At 44.7% G+C, this 18179-nt stretch carries 14 protein-coding genes; 13 read left to right on the top strand and 1 reads right to left on the bottom strand.

The features are described from left to right. Positions 1-366: 366 nt before the first annotated feature. From J2Z66_RS39785 to J2Z66_RS39740, 10 genes are read left to right on the top strand one after another with little or no spacing between them, the layout of a single operon-like run. Positions 367-1344 carry an ABC transporter permease gene (locus J2Z66_RS39785; protein WP_376774558.1) on the top strand — a complete coding sequence of 326 codons (978 nt, stop codon included), beginning with the start codon at positions 367-369 and terminating at the stop codon, positions 1342-1344. A 10-nt stretch (positions 1345-1354) separates the two neighbouring features. After that, positions 1355-2236: a carbohydrate ABC transporter permease gene (locus tag J2Z66_RS39780; RefSeq protein WP_209979215.1), complete on the top strand. Its 882-nt coding sequence runs from the start codon at positions 1355-1357 to the stop codon at positions 2234-2236. A 52-nt stretch (positions 2237-2288) separates the two neighbouring features. Continuing rightward, positions 2289-3905, top strand: coding sequence for an extracellular solute-binding protein (locus tag J2Z66_RS39775; protein ID WP_209979213.1), 1617 nt, complete (start codon positions 2289-2291; stop codon positions 3903-3905). 33 nt (positions 3906-3938) lie between these two features. Continuing rightward, the gene (locus J2Z66_RS39770; protein ID WP_209979211.1) at positions 3939-6173 is read left to right on the top strand and encodes a helix-turn-helix domain-containing protein; all 2235 of its coding nucleotides are present in this window, start codon (positions 3939-3941) and stop codon (positions 6171-6173) included. Between the two features lies 1 nt (position 6174). Further along, entirely contained in the window at positions 6175-8208 is a 2034-nt protein-coding gene (locus J2Z66_RS39765; protein WP_209979209.1) for a hypothetical protein, read from the top strand. Between the two features lie 33 nt (positions 8209-8241). Then, the gene (locus J2Z66_RS39760) at positions 8242-9288 is read left to right on the top strand and encodes a phosphotriesterase family protein (protein WP_209979207.1); all 1047 of its coding nucleotides are present in this window, start codon (positions 8242-8244) and stop codon (positions 9286-9288) included. Between the two features lie 34 nt (positions 9289-9322). Continuing rightward, on the top strand, positions 9323-10108 hold the full coding sequence (locus tag J2Z66_RS39755; RefSeq protein ID WP_209979205.1) for an amidohydrolase family protein: 786 nt from the start codon (positions 9323-9325) through the stop codon (positions 10106-10108). Then, positions 10105-10956: an amidohydrolase family protein gene (locus tag J2Z66_RS39750; protein WP_209979204.1), complete on the top strand. Its 852-nt coding sequence runs from the start codon at positions 10105-10107 to the stop codon at positions 10954-10956. The genes J2Z66_RS39755 and J2Z66_RS39750 overlap by 4 nt, the downstream gene beginning before the upstream one ends. 1 nt (position 10957) lies before the next feature. Then, positions 10958-12442 carry a hypothetical protein gene (locus J2Z66_RS39745; protein WP_209979202.1) on the top strand — a complete coding sequence of 495 codons (1485 nt, stop codon included), beginning with the start codon at positions 10958-10960 and terminating at the stop codon, positions 12440-12442. A 22-nt stretch (positions 12443-12464) separates the two neighbouring features. Further along, positions 12465-13661 carry a M24 family metallopeptidase gene (locus J2Z66_RS39740; protein WP_209979199.1) on the top strand — a complete coding sequence of 399 codons (1197 nt, stop codon included), beginning with the start codon at positions 12465-12467 and terminating at the stop codon, positions 13659-13661. A gap of 163 nt (positions 13662-13824) precedes the next feature. On the opposite strand, the gene J2Z66_RS39735 is transcribed toward J2Z66_RS39740, so the two are convergent. Further along, positions 13825-15255: a SpoVR family protein gene (locus tag J2Z66_RS39735; RefSeq protein WP_209979197.1), complete on the bottom strand. Its 1431-nt coding sequence runs from the start codon at positions 15253-15255 to the stop codon at positions 13825-13827. A gap of 207 nt (positions 15256-15462) precedes the next feature. On the opposite strand from J2Z66_RS39735, the gene J2Z66_RS39730 reads away from it, so the two are divergent. The 3 genes from J2Z66_RS39730 (at position 15463) to J2Z66_RS39720 (ending at position 17549) form a co-directional block, all read left to right on the top strand. Then, positions 15463-15924, top strand: coding sequence for a BlaI/MecI/CopY family transcriptional regulator (locus J2Z66_RS39730; protein ID WP_209979195.1), 462 nt, complete (start codon positions 15463-15465; stop codon positions 15922-15924). 3 nt (positions 15925-15927) lie between these two features. Beyond that, on the top strand, positions 15928-16776 hold the full coding sequence (locus tag J2Z66_RS39725) for a M56 family metallopeptidase (protein WP_245376193.1): 849 nt from the start codon (positions 15928-15930) through the stop codon (positions 16774-16776). Positions 16777-16865: 89 nt separating this feature from the next. Beyond that, on the top strand, positions 16866-17549 hold the full coding sequence (locus J2Z66_RS39720) for a YceI family protein (RefSeq protein ID WP_209979193.1): 684 nt from the start codon (positions 16866-16868) through the stop codon (positions 17547-17549). The last annotated feature ends 630 nt before the right edge of the window (positions 17550-18179 follow it).

The following is an 18179-nucleotide window of genomic DNA, read 5'->3' as shown; positions in this document are numbered from 1 at the left end:
CCAATTTTACGAAAAAAGACTTTTAGATTCCCAGTGTTTATGCGGGTTCTCAAACGTCAATTTCGTCAAAAAGGTAATTTGTCAACAGTCCCGCAAGGCATCCTTCTCAAATATGTAGCGCTTACATTAGTGCGTAAAAAATGAACTGGACAAGATTTAGTTGAATTTCTGCATACTCCACGACAAACCACATATTGAACCCGTTATCGAATCCTAATACACTTGGGAACAAGAAAGTTGTAGCGCTTACATTTGGGCAGGATGCTTAGCGGGTGGGGTGTCAACGACGCTCCGTTAATCATCCAGCTCATCAACAACAGGAGGGGAGAAGAACAATCAACAATCTATATTAGTGGAGGAGACAGAATGAATGCTCTAATGGATAGACTCCCTAAAGCTGATCTGGAGAGCGGACATAAGATGACCAGCCCTCTCCGCAAAAAAAGCGGGAAATGGAATAAAATAACAAAAAATTGGGAGCTTTATTTGTTGCTTTTGCCAACGATTGCTTATTTTATTGTCATGGAATATATCCCGATGTACGGATTGCAAATGGCTTTCAAGGATTATGTGATTTCCAAAGGATTTTTTGGCAGCGAATGGGTCGGTCTGAAGCACTTTGAACGTTTTTTCGATTTCTATTTGTTTTGGGACATTTTGCGCAATACGGTTCTGCTCAGCTTATACGAACTGGCCACTTTCCCGATCGCCGTTATTTTGGCTTTGTTATTGAACCAGCTTACCAGCAGTAAATTTAAACGCTTTGTGCAAACGGTTACTTATGCGCCTCATTTTATATCTACGGTAGTTTTGGCCGGGATGCTGTATTTATTCTTATCGCCACGCGATGGCATCATCAATCATTTCATAGAAAAGCTTGGCGGAACATCTATTTTCTTTTTTGGTGAACCGGCATGGTTTAAATCGATCTTTGTGTGGTCTGGCGTTTGGCAAAATATGGGCTGGGGCATGATTATTTATTTGGCTGCTTTGACATCTATAAGTCCTGAGCTGCATGAAGCTGCTGTAGTTGATGGAGCCAACAAGGTTCGGCGGATCTGGCATGTTGATTTGCCTGGCATTATGCCCACAGTAACGATTTTGTTTATATTAGGTGTTGGAAATCTGATGAATCTGGGCTTCGAAAAGGCCTACTTACTGCAAAATCCTCTCAATATTGCATCTTCTGAAATTATACAAACCTATGTATACCAGAAAGGTCTTGTTGGAGGGCAATTCAGCTACGCCTCTGCTATCGGTTTTTTCAATTCCGTTGTCAATTTTGTTTTGCTCCTTATAGTGAACACGATCTCACGTAGAATGAATCAGACTTCTTTATGGTAGGGGGTGCCACATGAATAGAAAAACAGTATCGGACCGTTTATTTGATTTTTTTAATGTAACACTTTTCATCCTTGTGCTTTTGCTCATTATGTACCCTATGTACTTTATTCTTATTGCTTCTGTAAGTGACCCCGTTGCTATAAACGCTGGAAAGGTTTGGCTGTGGCCGGTCGACTTCAATTGGAAAGGCTATGAAACGATTTTTATGGAGCGCTCGATTTGGATGGGTTATAAGAACTCACTGGTTTATGCCATCCTAGGTGCAGCATTCAGCACTGCTTTAACTATAAGCGGAGGGTATGCGTTATCCCGCAAAGATTTGGTAGGCCGTACCCCTATTATGCTATTTATTTTATTTACGATGTTCTTCCAGGGCGGACTGATTCCCAGCTATATTCTGATTAAAAACCTGGGGATGCTCGATACGATATGGGCGATGGTTATTCCCGGAGCGGTTTCCGCTTTTCTGCTCATTATTACACGAACGTTCTTTCAGCAGTCGATCCCGGATGAATTATTGGAAGCTTCGATGATGGACGGGTGCAACAATACGAGATTCTTTTTTAGAATCGTACTGCCTCTATCTTTACCGATAATTGCCGTAATAGCGCTGTTTAATGCTGTTGGGCAATGGAATTCTTATTTTAAGGCGCTGATCTATATAACGAACGAAGATTTGCAGCCACTGCAAATTATACTGCGCAGAATTCTGGTTAAAAATCAAGCGAGTGAGCTGCTGAGAAACGTTACTTCGGCTCAAGATATGGTCCAGTATGCAGAATTAATCAAATATGGGCTTATCATTGTGGCGAGCTTGCCTATGCTGGTGCTCTACCCTTTTCTGCAGAAATACTTTGTGAAAGGTATGATGATTGGTTCCGTGAAAGGGTAATTCTTTTGCAGGTCCAACATGATATAATAAAAACGAAAAAGGGGAAATGAACATGAAGAAGTGGTTCAGCTTGACGTTAGTTTTAGTATTGGCACTTTCCTTATTAGCGGCATGTTCGTCTAAGGAGAAAGCAAAGCAAGATGGGGATTCCTCAGCCTCGCCTTCTGCCACAGCAGGTAATGGGCAGGAAGGCAAGACGGGTGACAAATATGCATTCCCACTGGCGGAACAAGCAACGTTGGACATTCTAGCATTTAAAGCAACTGGAAGTAAAATAAGAGATTACAATGAGTATGAACTGTTCAAGAAATTGGAGAAAGACTCCAATGTTCATGTGGATTGGACGCTTGTAGATGAATCTACGCTGATGGAAAAGCTGAATTTAGTATTCGCCAGCGGAACTTATCCCGATGCAGTTTACGGCTCCATGCTGGGAGGCACGAACTTAAGCTCTTTGGCGCAGCAAGGCATTCTTATCCCTCTGAACGATCTTATTGATCAATACGCACCGAACCTGAAAAAAATATTCGAGGAGCATCCAGAATACAAAGCGGCGGTGACGCATTTTGATGGAAATATTTATTCGCTGCCTAAGGTTGTAGATGCTCCTTTCTATCAGGCTCCAGATACGATGTGGATTAACAAAAAGTGGCTGGATCAGGTTGGCCTTCCCGTACCTACGACCACAGAAGAGCTTTATGAAGCTTTGAAAGCGTTTAAGGGCAAGGACTTAAATGGGAATGGCAAGCAGGATGAGATACCAATGAGCTTTATGTATGCTTCTCACTGGCTAGGTGGTAATTCCTTAGCAAATGCTTTTGGAATAATGGATCAAGGTGCTCATGTGTATATAAAAGATAATAAATTGATGTATGCTCCTCAGCAAGAGGAATACAAGGATTATGTAACCTATATGAATGGCTTGTACAGTGAAGGCTTATTGGATAAGGAAATGTTCACACAAACGGCTCAAGTATACTTCTCAAGGCTGCAGAACGAAGTTCCAGTGATTGGTGTGGCTTCATATCCGATTAACAGTTATTTAACAAATGGCGATGAATACGTCCCGCTGCTGGGATTAAAAGGACCTAAGGGTGAATCTGGCTGGAAGAAAGAAAATGCGGGTATTTGGGTTGGGGCATTTATGATCACCTCGGCCAATAAAAATCCAGAGATTACGATGAAATGGGTAGACTCCCATTATGCTTTTGAGATGAGCCTGGAGATTCAGGAAGGTCCCGTTGGATTAGGGCTGAAGAAATTGGCCGATGGCAAATATGAAGATATGCCTGCTCCAGATGGGATGGACAATGTCGAATTTAATTTGAGTCTGACGCCCGGCTTCAACTCACCAAGTGTCATTCCTTCTGAGAATTATACCAACGGCATTTTTATCACACCACGTGATCAGCAAGAGATGGATGCTTTCAAGCTGAAAGAGCCTCTGCTCAAATACGAACCGCTTAACAGCTTGTTAGTGTATAAAGAGGAAGATTACAAAAAGCTCGAAGACTATGAGGATTTGAATACTTACGTCAAAACGAATTTTGCTGAGTTTGTCATTAACGGGATAACAGATGAGAAATGGCAGAAGCATGTGGATCAGTTGAAGAAGCTGGGTGTAGATCAATTTTTGGAAATCCATAGCAATTATCAATTGAAAAAATAGAGATTACTTTCAGTTCAAGATTCGGGGGATGTCATGATTAGAAACAAAATGCGGCTACCCATTTACATGCAATACTTAATCTCATACGCCATCGTATTGTTTATTCCTACGTTTATTACGGGCGTGGTTATTTACAAAAGTATTCTCGATACCGTAAGGGAGCAATCGCTTGCTGCCAATGAGCAGATGCTGAAACAAGTCGGTGAAGTGATTGATACGAAGTTTCTGGAAATGGCTAACATTGCAACGGATCTGTCAACGAATCCCCTGGTCTCACTGAGCCAATATCGCAATTATTTCTACTTTTACTCGATGCGCCATGCGATGAATTATCGGCTGAGCAACACATTTTTGCATGAGGTATTCCTATATGACCGTGAAAGGGAATATTTGTACTCTTCTGTCAGCACCTATTCTTTAGAGGTGTTCAATGATGTATATAAGTATCAGGATTGGCCTGTTGATGACATTAGAGATACTTTAAACACATCGATCAAGCCAGTACTGCGTAAAGCAGAATTAATCAATGGAGAGAGTTTCATTACGTATTTAAGGCCTATTCCAGTTTCAGCGTATAAACCAAATGGCACAGCCATCTATTTAATTAGAGAGCAAGTGTTCAGAGATCTCCTCGAGCCGGTCTTGCTATATAAGGGGAACGAAGCTTTTATTATTGACAAGGAGGGAGAGATCATAACGGGTTCCTACGAGGGTGAGCCTTTAGAGGAATCCATTATTGCCAAGCTCTTATCTACAGATCATAAAAAACAAGTTATTCATAAAAATCATTTAGGGCAATCAGTGAACATTTCCTATGTGCAATCCAAGTTAACAGGCTTCATATATGCGGTGGCCACACCGGAAAAAGAGCTGTTCAAAAGTGTAAATGAAATCAAATATATTGCACTGTTGTCTTTTATGTTTATTATATTGCTTGGCAGCTTCGGTATTTATATCAGCATGCGGTTTAACTACAGTCCGGTTCGTCGCATTATCGCCAGTGTGGAGGAGATATGGGGAGAAATACGAGACGAGAATGGGTTCAAAAAAATTGAGAATGCCCTCTCTACCGCGGAGAAATGGAAGCAGCAAAACGTCCTGAATGCTCCCTATGTTCGCCAGCATCTGTTATTGTGTCTGCTGCAGGGGAGGATTACGAATAAAGAAGAGTTCAATAAAGCGGGCAGTTTTGTTGGCCTGGCGATGAGCCAGAAGAGCTATTTTGTTGCGGTGATCCAAGCGGAAGGCATGCTCCAAACGGGTATGAATGATCACATCCTATACAGGGAGCTAGAGCTTAAGGGGTACCAGGTATTTGAGCTGCAGACCGAAGCTGAATTAACGTTGATTATAGGCCAGAACACGAACAGCTTGCCGAAGGATGAACTGGTTAGTGTCCAGCAGGCTTTGACTGAAGAGCTGAATCAGGTTGTTACAATTGGTGTCGGGACGGCTTACAGTGAGCTGAGTCAGCTTACCAATTCCTATATTGAGGCATCCACAGCGCTGCATCATAAATTTATCTTTGGAAGCGGCAAGGTCATTTGTTTCTCGGAGCTGGACCCCAGATTTTCACGGAAAAGCTACGATGTCACGGAATCGACAGAGCATCTGCTGGTCCATTTGGATCGCGGGTCTGTTGATCAGGCGATGAAGACGGTCGGAATTTTAGTTGATGAAATCAAGGGCAAGAGTGATTCTTTGTTTCAAGCCAAATCTAATTGTATTGAAGTGATTAATGCCATTTTATTATTTTTGCGCCAGCGATACAGTCATATTAATTATTCGAACTCTCATATGTTTCCTGATGTGATTTCGTATGCGAATTTCAACTCGATTGACCGTTTGCTGGAGGAAACTGTGGATGTTTGCCGTATGGCGTGTGAAATCATCCAATCTGGGGGCATTCATCTGGACCGCATTTCGGGCACGGATCGGATTAAAGCGTATATTCAAGAGCATTTTGATGATTACAACTTAAACATTCAGAGTATGGCGGCGGATCTGGGGTTTTCGGTTTCCTATATTAGCCGGATTTTTAAAGAAGATACGGGAAATACGATTATGGATCATGTCAAGGAGCTGCGCATTACAAAGGCCAAAGAGCTGTTGAAAACAACAGAGCTTCCTGTGCAAGAAATTGTCGAGCTGATCGGTTATAAGGATGTTTCTAATTTTATCCGCAAGTTCAAGCAAAAGCTGCAAATGACCCCAGTCGAGTACCGGAATTATTATAAAGCTAATAAAAACCAGAGTGAGGGATTTTAAAATGAATCTTGCCATGTATGAAAAATGGATATGGATCGAGTTGATCGGGTTCGACAATACACAAAGTGATTTCGCTGTTCCTGCTTATATGGAGCGAATCGGATTTGTGCCTACGGCGATGTCGCTGCTTTTTTTTACACCTGACTTTGTGCATGCTCATGAGGGCATGGAGAGCGAAGCCATACTGCCTATTGAAGTTTGCTCTTATGCTGCCCGTCCTTATGGAAAGGAACGGAACAGACAGGTGTGGACCAATTATCAGTTGCGGGGTCTGGTAGCAGAGCTGCAGAAGCATGGCGCCCAAATATATTGCAGCTTTTTTGATTTATTTCGTGTTGAGGGCGGGGAGACCCCAAGAGCCAGTGAATGGTGCGGCGCTCATCCCGAGCTGTATGAGATGAATAAGTCGGGGAAAGCACTTTCGGTTATTAATCCACTGAGAAGATTTAAAGATGGAACCTACTACGAAGATTTCTTTATCCGGGATTTGATGGTCGTCATGCAGGATTATGGATTTGATGGTTACCATGGAGCAGACGGGTACACAAGTCCAAGGAAAAGCCTTGCTGAAGCCGATTATTCCGATGATATGGTTGAGCAGTTTGCTCAGTTCAGCGGTTTGGCTGCCGAGAAAGAACTTCTGGAGGCTTGTGATGATAATCCTGCAAATATGGGGAAAAGGGCCGAATGGATTTGGCATCATAAGCGAATGGAATGGATTCAATTTCATGGAGCACGGTGGGCTCAGCTTTGGCATAAAATTATGGCGGCACTTCGTCAAGAGGGAAAGAAGGCGTTTATCAATACGGCTTGGACAAGAGACCCCTTTGAAGCCTTGTACCGTTACGGAGTCGACTATCAGCAGCTTGCTGCAACTGGAGTGGATGGATTTATCGTGGAGTCCGTTGGAGCCTCCTTGTCAGCTGGAGCCGATGAAACGGAATATGAGCCATGTACAGAGTTTATGTCCATGCTTATGACGATCAAAGCTTATGTGCCGGATACGAAGCTGATCTGTTTGAATGCCATCCAGGATACGAACGAGCAGTGGGATGCACTCAGTCACGCCCCAACTGTGCTGGAGAGGGACATTTATGCCTTTTCCAATATGTATGTGCAGGATCAGACAGGGCTGCGCCGCTGCGCTTCGGGGTTCATGGCTTGCTTGGGAGATGGCATTAGTGAGGATGGCTGGAAATGGATTGTTAAGCGTTGGAATTTAGGGTTTGATAGTCTGGCGCAGCGGGTAGTTGGAGCCAGCTTGGTATGGTCCGATGAAGCTCTGCATAACTCTTTGGAAGCGTATATAGCTTCTCGCGAGTGGCCTGCTCATAAATTTACACATGAATGGATATCCAGAGGTGCACCGATTCATGCGGTTGTGAACGTCAAGGATTTGCAGCAAGCAACAGGTCCGATTATTGTGGCGAATCTTCATACACTTCCAGATGATCAATTGGAACAAGTGCTTACTTACCGGAATGGCGCGGCTGTTATGATTGGACGATGGACGGAACGTGTGTCTAAGGCGGCCGCGGGGGCTGGTTTGAGCTTGGAATGCGAAGCGAATCAACTGTTTTGTGCAGTGCGCAACGAGCACGGTGAATGTGCAGAAGTGTTCTTGATGGAGCAGGCCAAAGAGCTTGTAATAGAGGAGCAAAAAAGTCTTTCCGAGATCAACGATGGGCTAACTTGGCTTGACAGCCTGTATTACAGCCCTGTAGCTGAAGAATTCTTAAATCACTGTGTGCAGGCGTTGATTGAGATCACCGGGGCACCCCGTATGTTGAGAAATGAAAATCATATCCGTACCGCTGTGTTGGAGATGAATCCTGGACGTTGGCGCATCATTATCCGAAATCTGCACATGAACTATAAAACTGCACACATAGATGTGGGCCGCTCAATAGAAACTATGAGCATTTTAACAGATTTTCCGGGAATACCTGTTGATGCAAATGATTCGAAATTCAAATTGTATGTTCCCGGCCGGGGCATGGTCATCGTCGAGCTAGACTTCAAAGCTGCGGATTGATTAGAAGCTGTTAAATGAAAGGAAGCGGATGAGATGTCTGTTATGACTGTGACCGGTAAAGTGAGCTCAGACAGCTTAGGACTCGTATTGCCTCATGAGCATGCTTATATCGATCTTAGAAATCTGGTGCCTGCTCCGCATACGATTTCGGGCAAGGTAACAGCGCAGGAAAAAGTATCGCTCTCCAATATGGGGAAGCTGCTCAGAAATCCCTATGCGGTGCTGGACAATGCTGTGATTGATGACGAGAAAATTGCCGAGTTCGAGCTGATGGAGTTTAAGAAGGCTGGAGGAAAGACATTCGTTGACTTGACGCTGCGGGACATTGGCAGAGATCCTGTTTTACTGGCCCGCTTATCGAGGCTGCTTGATATCCATATTGTTGCCGGTTGTGGGTACTACATTCATAAATCCCATCCTCCTGATATGGATGATAAGACAATCGGGGCGATTGCCGCAGAGATGCTTGGTGAGATCAAGTATGGGATAAATGGAACGAGTATCAAAGCGGGAGTGATTGGTGAAATAGGGACGAGTGAAATCATCTATCCGAACGAAAGAAAGACGCTGATTGCAGCGGCCTCTGTTCAGCAGGAAACCGGATTGGGACTCCATGTACATACCGATCTATGGGCAACCAACGGCTTTGAGGTTGTGAAAATTCTAACTGAAAACGGCGCAGCAGCGGAGAAAATATGCATTAATCACATTGATGTGGATATTAAGATGGATTATATAAAGGCGCTTCTTCATCAAGGTGTCTATGTGGAGTTTGATAATTTCGGCAAAGAGTTTTACGCCGATAAGCAGCATAAAAGCGTCTTGAAGGGGCTGTTCGCCAGAGACATCGAGCGGGTGCGGGCGATCAAGGAACTGATCGATTGTGGATTCCTGTCAAGAATATTGGTATCTAACGATGTGTGCCTGAAAACTTGTCTGCACAGCTACGGCGGATGGGGATATGACCACGTCATTACGAACATCATTCCGATGATGGAGGATGAAGGCATATTGCCTGAACAGATCCAAACCCTGATGTGCGGCAACCCGGCTGAATTTCTGGATAATAATTACGGGTAGTACTCATTTCGGACAGTAAGCAAGGAGGATAGCGATGAAAATAATAGATTGCAGCTGTGCTATCGGTTACAAAACGATCAATTATGAGATCGTTAACCATGAGAACTTTATAGTCAGGGAAAAAGTAAAGCAGGCGCGTGATGCGGAGGAGCTGCTCCTGGAACTGGATTTCTGCGGGATTGACAGTGCGGTAGTCAGCCACAACACGATGGTTGATGTGGATCCGGACTATGGCAATCGGGCCGTCCTCGCTGAGACTGTGAAAGCGCCGGAGCGGCTGCTTCCAACGTGGACTATACTGCCACCGATTACTGAAGGTCAGTATGCGCCTGAGCATTTATTTCCCGCGATGAAGGCGAATCAGGTGCAGATGCTCAGAGCTTATCCGGAGCGCAACCGGTATTTGCTTAACAAGGTAGTTATGGGTGAGCTAATTGGAGAAATCGCTGCAGCGCAAATTCCGCTGTATTTGACGCCAAGCGAAGGCTGGCAAAGTATTTACAGTATTATGCAGGAGTTTCCGACCTTGAGTGTCATCCTTCATAACTACGGCTTGTGGAGTCATGCCCGGCTGACATTTCCATTGTTCAAAGCCTACAAGAACCTGTATATCGAAAGCGGGGATATGCAGACAGCAGGGGAAATTAAGGAAATTTGCAGTAAATTCGGTTCAGAACGGATTCTCTTCGGCTCTAACTTTCCGAGCAATGCTATAGGCGGGCCGCTGGCTGCTTTGCTTGGCTCCGGGATAAGCAGTGAGCATATGGAAAATATCGCGTACAAAAATCTGGAAAGAATGCTGAGCGAGGTGACTCTATGAGCATACAAGCAAGGATTTCACAGACGATGACCAATAGGTCGCAGCTGGCAAAGGAGTTTGTTGAAACCGGGAGGTTGTCCAGCATCTCGATCATCGACATGCACACCCATATGGGCCCGTTCTATGGCACATATTTGCCGGAGGCACATTTGGACACGATGATACAGACGATGGACAGGGAACATATAGAGTGGATCATTTCGGCACCACATAGTGCGTTGTTCGATCCAATCGGCGGAAATTCGGAAATTCGCGAGGCAATAACCAAGTATCCGGATAAAATTTATGGATATTATGTGGTGAATCCTCATTATGATCACGATCTGGAGCGCGATCTTGCCGAGTTCGATCGTGTAAAGGGCTATGTTGGCTTCAAGCTGCTTCCAGACTATCATAAATATCCGCTCAACGGCGAGAAGTTTCGCAGAATCTATGAGTTTGCCAATGAGCGCGGGCTGCTTCTTTTATCCCATACATGGGGACACAGTTCTTACAATCCTCCGCAGATGATCGGGGAGCTCGCGCGCAAATATGAGAATATCAGCTTTCTTTTAGGCCATTCTGCGCCTGGAGAGACCGATTATGCGATAGAGCTTGCCAGGACGCAGCCGAATGTATATCTGGAATTATGCGATACTGGGCGTCTAAACGGAATGATTGGCAAAATGGTTCGGGAGGCCACTTCGGAGAAGGTACTGTTCGGTACCGATTTCCCTTGGTATGACCCTCACTATATGCTTGGCAGTGTATTATTCTCAGGCATCGGGGATGAGGATATCCGGAATATTATCCATGACAACGCCGTTCGTCTGCTCCACGGAATTCCACATAGAAAGGTAAGGACATGAAATGACTGAAATCATAGAATCATTTGAAACCGCAAAAGGGCATATTTTCGGAGATTTGTTAACAACTAAAGCAGCGGACAAACAACTGAAGATTGGGTTGATCACATTAGGCTTTTTTGAATATTGGCGGATGTTCCCGAATACTTTGAAGGCTAACGTGACAGCGGATATGACATGCATCTACGATCATCTGCGCCAGGTTCTGAAAGAGGACGAAGTCATATGGCCAGGTATGATCGACACACTTGATGCTGCGGAGGCTGCAGGCCAAGAGCTGGCAAACCAGCGGGTTGACCTCATCGTATATGTAGCCGGAACATATTGTCCCGATTATATGGCTATCCAGGCTTTGGAGCATGTACGCCATGTCCCGGTCATTCTTTTCAACACCCAGCATACAAACAAGATAAATCTCGGCACTAATTATGAGAACATTCTAAGGAATAGCGCTTTAATTGCCAATCTGCAATTGGCCGCCACTTTTCGTAAAATGGGCTGGTATCCCGACCTGAAAGTTGTCGTGGGATCCATCCAGGATATGTCCGCTTATAAAGAAATGACCACCTATATCCGGGCATACAAAGCTTATTTGAGTCTCAAAAGCACCAATATTGGCGTCATCGGCCATGTATTCAGAGGCATGTACGACTTCGAATACGACAAGACGATGATCAAAGGCACATTGGGTCCCAATATTATCTCGATTCAGGTGGATCATCTGCTGGAGCAATTCGGGAAGGCAACGGATGTGGAAATAGAAGACATCGTTGCACAGACGAAAAACCGGTTTAATATTGTCGGTCTTAGTGAGGACGATATTTATAAATCTTCTAAATTTTATGTCGCACTCAAAAATACGCTGGAGCGGTTCAGACTTGATGCACTCACGCTGCTCGGTCAGCATTACGTGGAGCAGAAGACGGGAACAACCTCTTACTTGGCTAATACCCTGATGCATGAAGAAGGCAAGTATGTCGTGAACACCGAGGGAGATGTGCATGGCCTGATTATGATGACAATTATGAACAGGCTTAGCGGTCAAGTGCCCGCTTATGCTGAATGGGGTGAATATGACGAGGAGCTAAACGCCTTGCTCATGGTTCATCACGGATATGCCAATACGGAATATGCGACTGACAGAAGCACGGTCAAGGTCAATCGCTCACCCGAGCAATGGGGCTTGCAGGGAGCGGGCTTCGGTTTCGAATATACGCTGAAGCCTGGAGAGGTGACGATCAGTCATCTGATTATTGATGCCGAAGGCTATAAGATGCTTATCGTGAAAGGCCAGGTACTGCATATCCCGGAGAACATTCCTTGTGAAGAGATTACGGCGATCGTTCAACTGGGTACGCCCATCAAGCAATTTCTGGCAGCTTTGATTAAAGAGGGATTTGCTCATCACTGCATTATCGGCTACGGTGATTTGACGGAAGAGCTGTCGCATGTTGCCGATTTCATGAACATTCGTAAAGTTATTTATTAATTCGTTGGAGGTGCAGCATTTCATGATACACATACCCCAGGCAGAGTTCGCTGCGAGGGCGGACAACTTACGGGTTTTAATGAGGGAACAGGATATTCAGGCATGCTTGATCTATGGAGATGAGTACAGGAAGGAGAATCTCCGCTATATAAGCAATTATTGGCCGTTGTTCGAGAGAGGTGCTGCGATCGTGCCGCTCGTAGGCGAGCCCATCGTTATTGCCGCTCCCGAAGGAGAGGTTCTATGTGAGGAGATGAGCGCTTGGCCGGATATCCGTCTGCTTCCTGAATTTACGTGCGTAACCGTTCCGGATGAAATCGAATATCCCCTTGCCAAATACACGAGCCTAAGGGAAATATGGATTGGGATCAATAAGACCATCCCTCTAAAAAGAATCGGAATCGTAGGAATGGACGCGATGCCTGCTTCCTTGCTGAATGCCATTGAGCGCAGCTTCGAGCCGATGGAAATCTTGGATTCAGGAGATCTGCTATTTCAATTGCGTATGACCAAGACGGCACATGAAGTTGCTTGTCTGAAAGAGGCGGCGCGAATTGCTGATGCGGGTTACCAACTGATGATTGAGCAGGTCAAGCCAGGGATGACGGAGCTGGAGCTGGCATCGCTTGCTTTAGGCGAATGCACGCAGCAAGGCGCGGAATATATGCCATTCTGCGTGCTGACGAGCGGAGACAGGGCCAAGACCATTATCGGAAGGCCAACGAGAAAGGTCATTCAAGATGGAGAGATGATTATGGCCGCGATAGCCGTACAGGTAGAAGGATATGTGGCTACTATAGGTTTCCCGTTTGTTGCCGGCAGCATGAACGAGGAGCAGAGGGCATTCATTCAGATTCTTGTAGAAGCTGAAGATCGCGCGTTATCCAGGCTCAGAGCAGGGGTTAAGCAGCAAGAAGTCGTACGCGCTGTTAAAGATTACTTCGCGGAGAAGAAGGTGACGGCTTACGACCTTTATCCGCCGCTTCATGGTTGTGGTCTGGCCGAAGCGGAATCGCCTTATCCCGATGAGCATACAGAGGTGCTGTTTCAAGCAGGAATGACCGTAAATACGGATGTCAGTTTGTTCGGACATCCCCATGGCTCCAACCGGATAGAGGAAAGCCTGATCGTGACGGATGAAGGCTACGAATCCATGTCCGCGTTAGTCCGAAAGCTAAGCAGCAATTGGAAGAAAACAGGGGAGATCTCGGTTCTATAGGAGGCTGGCATGAGCAAGCAAGGAGCAAAGAATTGGTATGTGATCGACGGCTATTTGCCTTATAAAGGACGAGTGGACATCGCCCAGCCTAATTTGGCGTATATCGGTTTGATGGGTTATTCGGAATAGAAAAACAGAGCTCCCTAATAATAGGGGGCTCTATTCATACAATAAATTTGCGGTTATGCTTCGTGCCGTCATAAGAGAACAACACCGGCTTACCCTCCACGCGTGTTTCCAGGTAGATGGTTTTCCCCCAAAGCTGATAAATATAAGGAAGTGTCTTCTCAATATATTTGAGATCAAGCTCCATACCTTCAAACGAATGGCTCAGATACAGCTCGCCGCGGCGCTCGTAATCCCCATCAGTTACGACGATATAAGGGAAGCCGCCGTTCACCCGCGAATAAACAAGCTGATCGCGGATAGGCTCCCACGATTTCTCGGTAATTTTCCATTCGGGTCCTTTTTTCTCGAAAATGTATAGGTCCAGATCATCTACAAGCTCCTTGGTTAAGTAATTTCGGATGAAGGAGGTATCCGATTCGTACTCGCGAACCTCAAATATTTTGCTGCGTCCTTCGCCCTTTTGCCTGTCATGTCTTACCATTTCTTCATCCTTGGGATCATTCCAGCGCTTCTCAATATCCTCAAAAATTTTCAGCCCCAAATAGTAGGGGTTTAGGCTATTGCGAGAAGGCTGTACGACGGAGGAGTTGAGCTTGGAATATTCGATGGTTTCCTCCTCGGACAGATCAAGCTCCCTGAGGATTCGTTGATGCCAGTAGGATGCCCACCCCTCGTTCATAATCTTTGTTTCCAGCTGCGGCCAGAAATAAAGCATTTCCTCACGCAGCATAGTCAGAATATCGCGCTGCCATTCCTGCATATAAGGGGCATGCTCCTCTATAAAGAGCAGCAGATCCTTCTCTGGCTGAGGGGGAAACCGCTTGATTTCATCTTTAAGGGGTTCAGATATTTTTTGATCATCCAAGCTCCACAGGTCTTCATAACTAAGCTTTGCATCTTTGGATGAGGCTGAGTCTAGCGTTTTGTTCGGATTCAAATGTTTATCTGCTTGGCGATAGGGACTGTTCAGTATCGGATTCACATGCTCTTGAATAGCCAGAACCGCGTCGATAAATTTCTCTACCTGATCAATGCCAAATTCCAGCTCATACTGGCGGATACGCTCTGCGGATGCAGACATGCTTTCCACCATATTGCGGTTTGTTTTGGAGAAACGGACATTGTTTTTGAAAAAATCACAGTGTGCGAGCACATGAGCAACGATCAGCTTATTCTGAATTAACGAATTTCCATCGAGCAGGAACGCATAGCAAGGGTTGGAGTTAATAACAAGTTCATAAATTTTGCTTAGACCAAGATCGTATTGGGTTTTCATCCTGTGGAAGTTTTTGCCGAAGCTCCAATGACTGTAACGTGTAGGCATACCATAGGCTCCAAAAGTGTAGATGATTTCCGCTGGACAGATTTCATAACGCATAGGGTAATAATCAAGTCCAAACCCTTGGGCGATCTCTGTAATTTCAGCGATGGCATATTCCAACTGCTGTTTATCTGAAGTATTCATTGACTGCCTTCTTTCATCGGGGTATACATATATATATATTCGAGGAACCGTTCAATATGTGTGAGCCAGAATAGCAATGATTTTTAATCTTTACTTAAGCTTTGATTCAGATTTCTTTCAGCCTAAGACATTAAAATATTGGAAACAGCAGAAAAGTTGCAATTTGAAATATTATTCACTACAATGAGTAGTGGAAGGTGTGGTCAAATGGACAACCATAAGCTCAGCCAAAAACTCAACCCTAAGCTCGACTCAAAGCTCAGCTCAAAGCTCAATTTAAAGAACAGAGGGCTTGAACGATTTTTCGGACCCTTGGAGGCCAAAATAATGGAGATTCTTTGGGCCCAGCCCAATCTGTCCATTAAAGAAGTCCAAGTAAAGCTGGAGAAGGAAAAGGATTTGAATTTCAATACAGTGATGACAGTGATGAATCGTCTGCTGGACAAAGGGCTGTTGACCAAGATAATGGCAGGTAGAACTTCCTTGTATAGCACTGTGGAATCGAAGGAACGCTTTTTGGAAAATCAGTCCAAAGAGATTTCTTTAAACCTGGTAGAAGATTTCGGTCCTCTAGTCGTCAATCATATGCTGGATGCATTGGATGAAGCCGATCCGGAGCTGCTCGATAAGCTGGAACAAAAAATAAAAGCGCTCAAAGAGGGTAGATAGGATATGTGGGAACGAAGATCCAGGATACTAATCATCTCAAATCTATTTATTGCTATGTGTATCCTTTTGCAAATGGGGATGTATGTTACGCAAGGGCTGCTAGGCAGACCGTACGCCTACAATATATTTGATCATTGCATAAGCTTACTTAACAGGCTGGGGTTGTCATGGATGGTTTATCTTCTGGATACTTTAGTCGTATATACGCTGATCATGATGCTTTGGGTTATAGGCAAACAGCTGTACTTTTCCCGGCGCACCTACACGAAGCTGAACAAGCTTGTTGATGTGGAGCTTACTGCAGCTTTTAACCAAATGTATGGCGAGGGGAGAAAGGAGTTTATTGTCGTTACTCATCCAGATTCCATTGCCCTTACTATGAGGTTTATTCGTCCACAGATTGTTCTGTCAACGGGTCTGCTCGAATTATTACATGAGGACGAGCTGGAGGCACTTATTCAGCATGAAAGGTTTCACAGAAAAAATAACGATCCATTGAAAACATTTCTTATGTTCCTGTCCTCGTCAGTTCTCTGGTATGTTCCTATTCTCAAGTGGAGCTATAAGCAGTACCAGACAGCAAGAGAAGTATTGGCTGATTGCTATGCAATTGGAATAACGGGCTCTTCTGAGAGCTTGGGAAGTGCTTTATTAAAGCTGCTAAGTATAAACAAGAAAACACGCTATTCTTTTACCTATGCATCCTTTGCGGAATCTTCCATTAATTATAGAATCCAGTATCTTATTGATCCGCAGACTAAGCTTGCCTTCCGTTTGCCTGTACAGAGGATGATAATATCCCTGCAAGTGGTTGTAGTTTTATCAGCTATGTTTTTTGTTGAGCTTATTTAATTTTTTTTGTTTACTTACACTACATGTCGTAGTGTTGAATAGGTGAAAACTTTTGAAAATTTATGAAAACTTACTAGGAGGAATATGAAATGAACATCAAAAAAACGGTTATAACCTTAGGGATTGTCGTTGTATTAGCAGGCGGGGGTTACGCGGCTTACGATTATTTTGCTGGAAACCATATTGAAGTAAAGGAAGTTATAGCTGCTAATTCGCCAGAGCAGGCTTCAACGGAAACAGCGGTGGTAGATGCAAGCGAGATCGATGGTCAATGGAGCATTCAGCCGGATTCAAAGGTATACTTTTCTGTAACAACTTCTAAGGAAACAGTGAATTTTGAAGGAGGAACCGTGACAGGGCAATGGATGATTCAAGCTGCTGATGCTGGTAAAATGAGTGCAGAAGGCAAGGTCGATACCGCGTCGCTGCAGTCCGGCAACTCACAAAGAGATGGTCATGTCAAAGGGGAGGAGTACCTGAACGTAGCAACGTTCCCGGAAGCCACTTTTACTGTCAAATCGTTTGAAAATTTCCCCAAGGAATGGCAGGAAGGAACGAAAGCGTCCTTCAATATGGCTGGCACCCTTACCGTAAAAGGAATTTCTAAGGAGGTAACCTTTACGACAGATGCACTTTATAGCGATGGCAGCTTCAATTTAGAAGGCAGCACCGTCGTAACATTCGAAGATTTCGGCATGAAAAATCCACACACTGTCGTCTTAGATACGCAAAATGATTTAACGATTCAACTCAGACTTATTTTGAAAAAGTAAGCTCGGGCAATGGAAAACGCCTTTTGGTGTCCATTGAGGAGCTTGTTCCTGGCGCCTGTAATTGGGAGATAAGGGGTGTGGGATCCAGCCACTGTTAAAGATTTGTTCCCTTGAATGGAATGGCTGTGGAGATTGGAACAAATCATTAAAGGCGGGCGCTCACGCTCTTCCACCCACACCCCTTACCTCACTTAGCTATAATCGTTCGAACACTAAGCTCAAACGGACAGCCAACCAGTTTTTTTCTTTTGGTTGGAGGAGATTTCTCCGCGGACACAGGCGCTGGGGATGAAGATGGCCACTGCCAGCGCGCGCACCGGGAGGATCTGCTACTTTAGCGATGTTTTTCATCGCTAAAAGCACCGGGGCGTCTCCACATACTGACTTTAACGATGAAAAACATCGTTTAAGTGAAGCACACGCTCAATACTTCAATTGGGAGGAGGCGGGCGGGCTGCATGGGGATTATATCTTTATAATACGGACACAATAACAAAAAGACCGGAAGGATAATCCTGACGGTCTTTGTTTTGTTCAGCATACAGATGGCTGTTGTTAGATAAGCTGGAAAATAGCAGCCTTAGCAAGGAGCAAAGTAATGATTTGTAAATTTTTACTTGTATGAATACG

It is taken from the genome of Paenibacillus eucommiae (assembly GCF_017874215.1).
GTDB lineage: Bacteria > Bacillota > Bacilli > Paenibacillales > NBRC-103111 > Paenibacillus_AI > Paenibacillus_AI eucommiae.
Note: the sequence above shows the minus strand (reverse complement) of the source record. Positions and strands in the feature narration are given on the sequence as shown.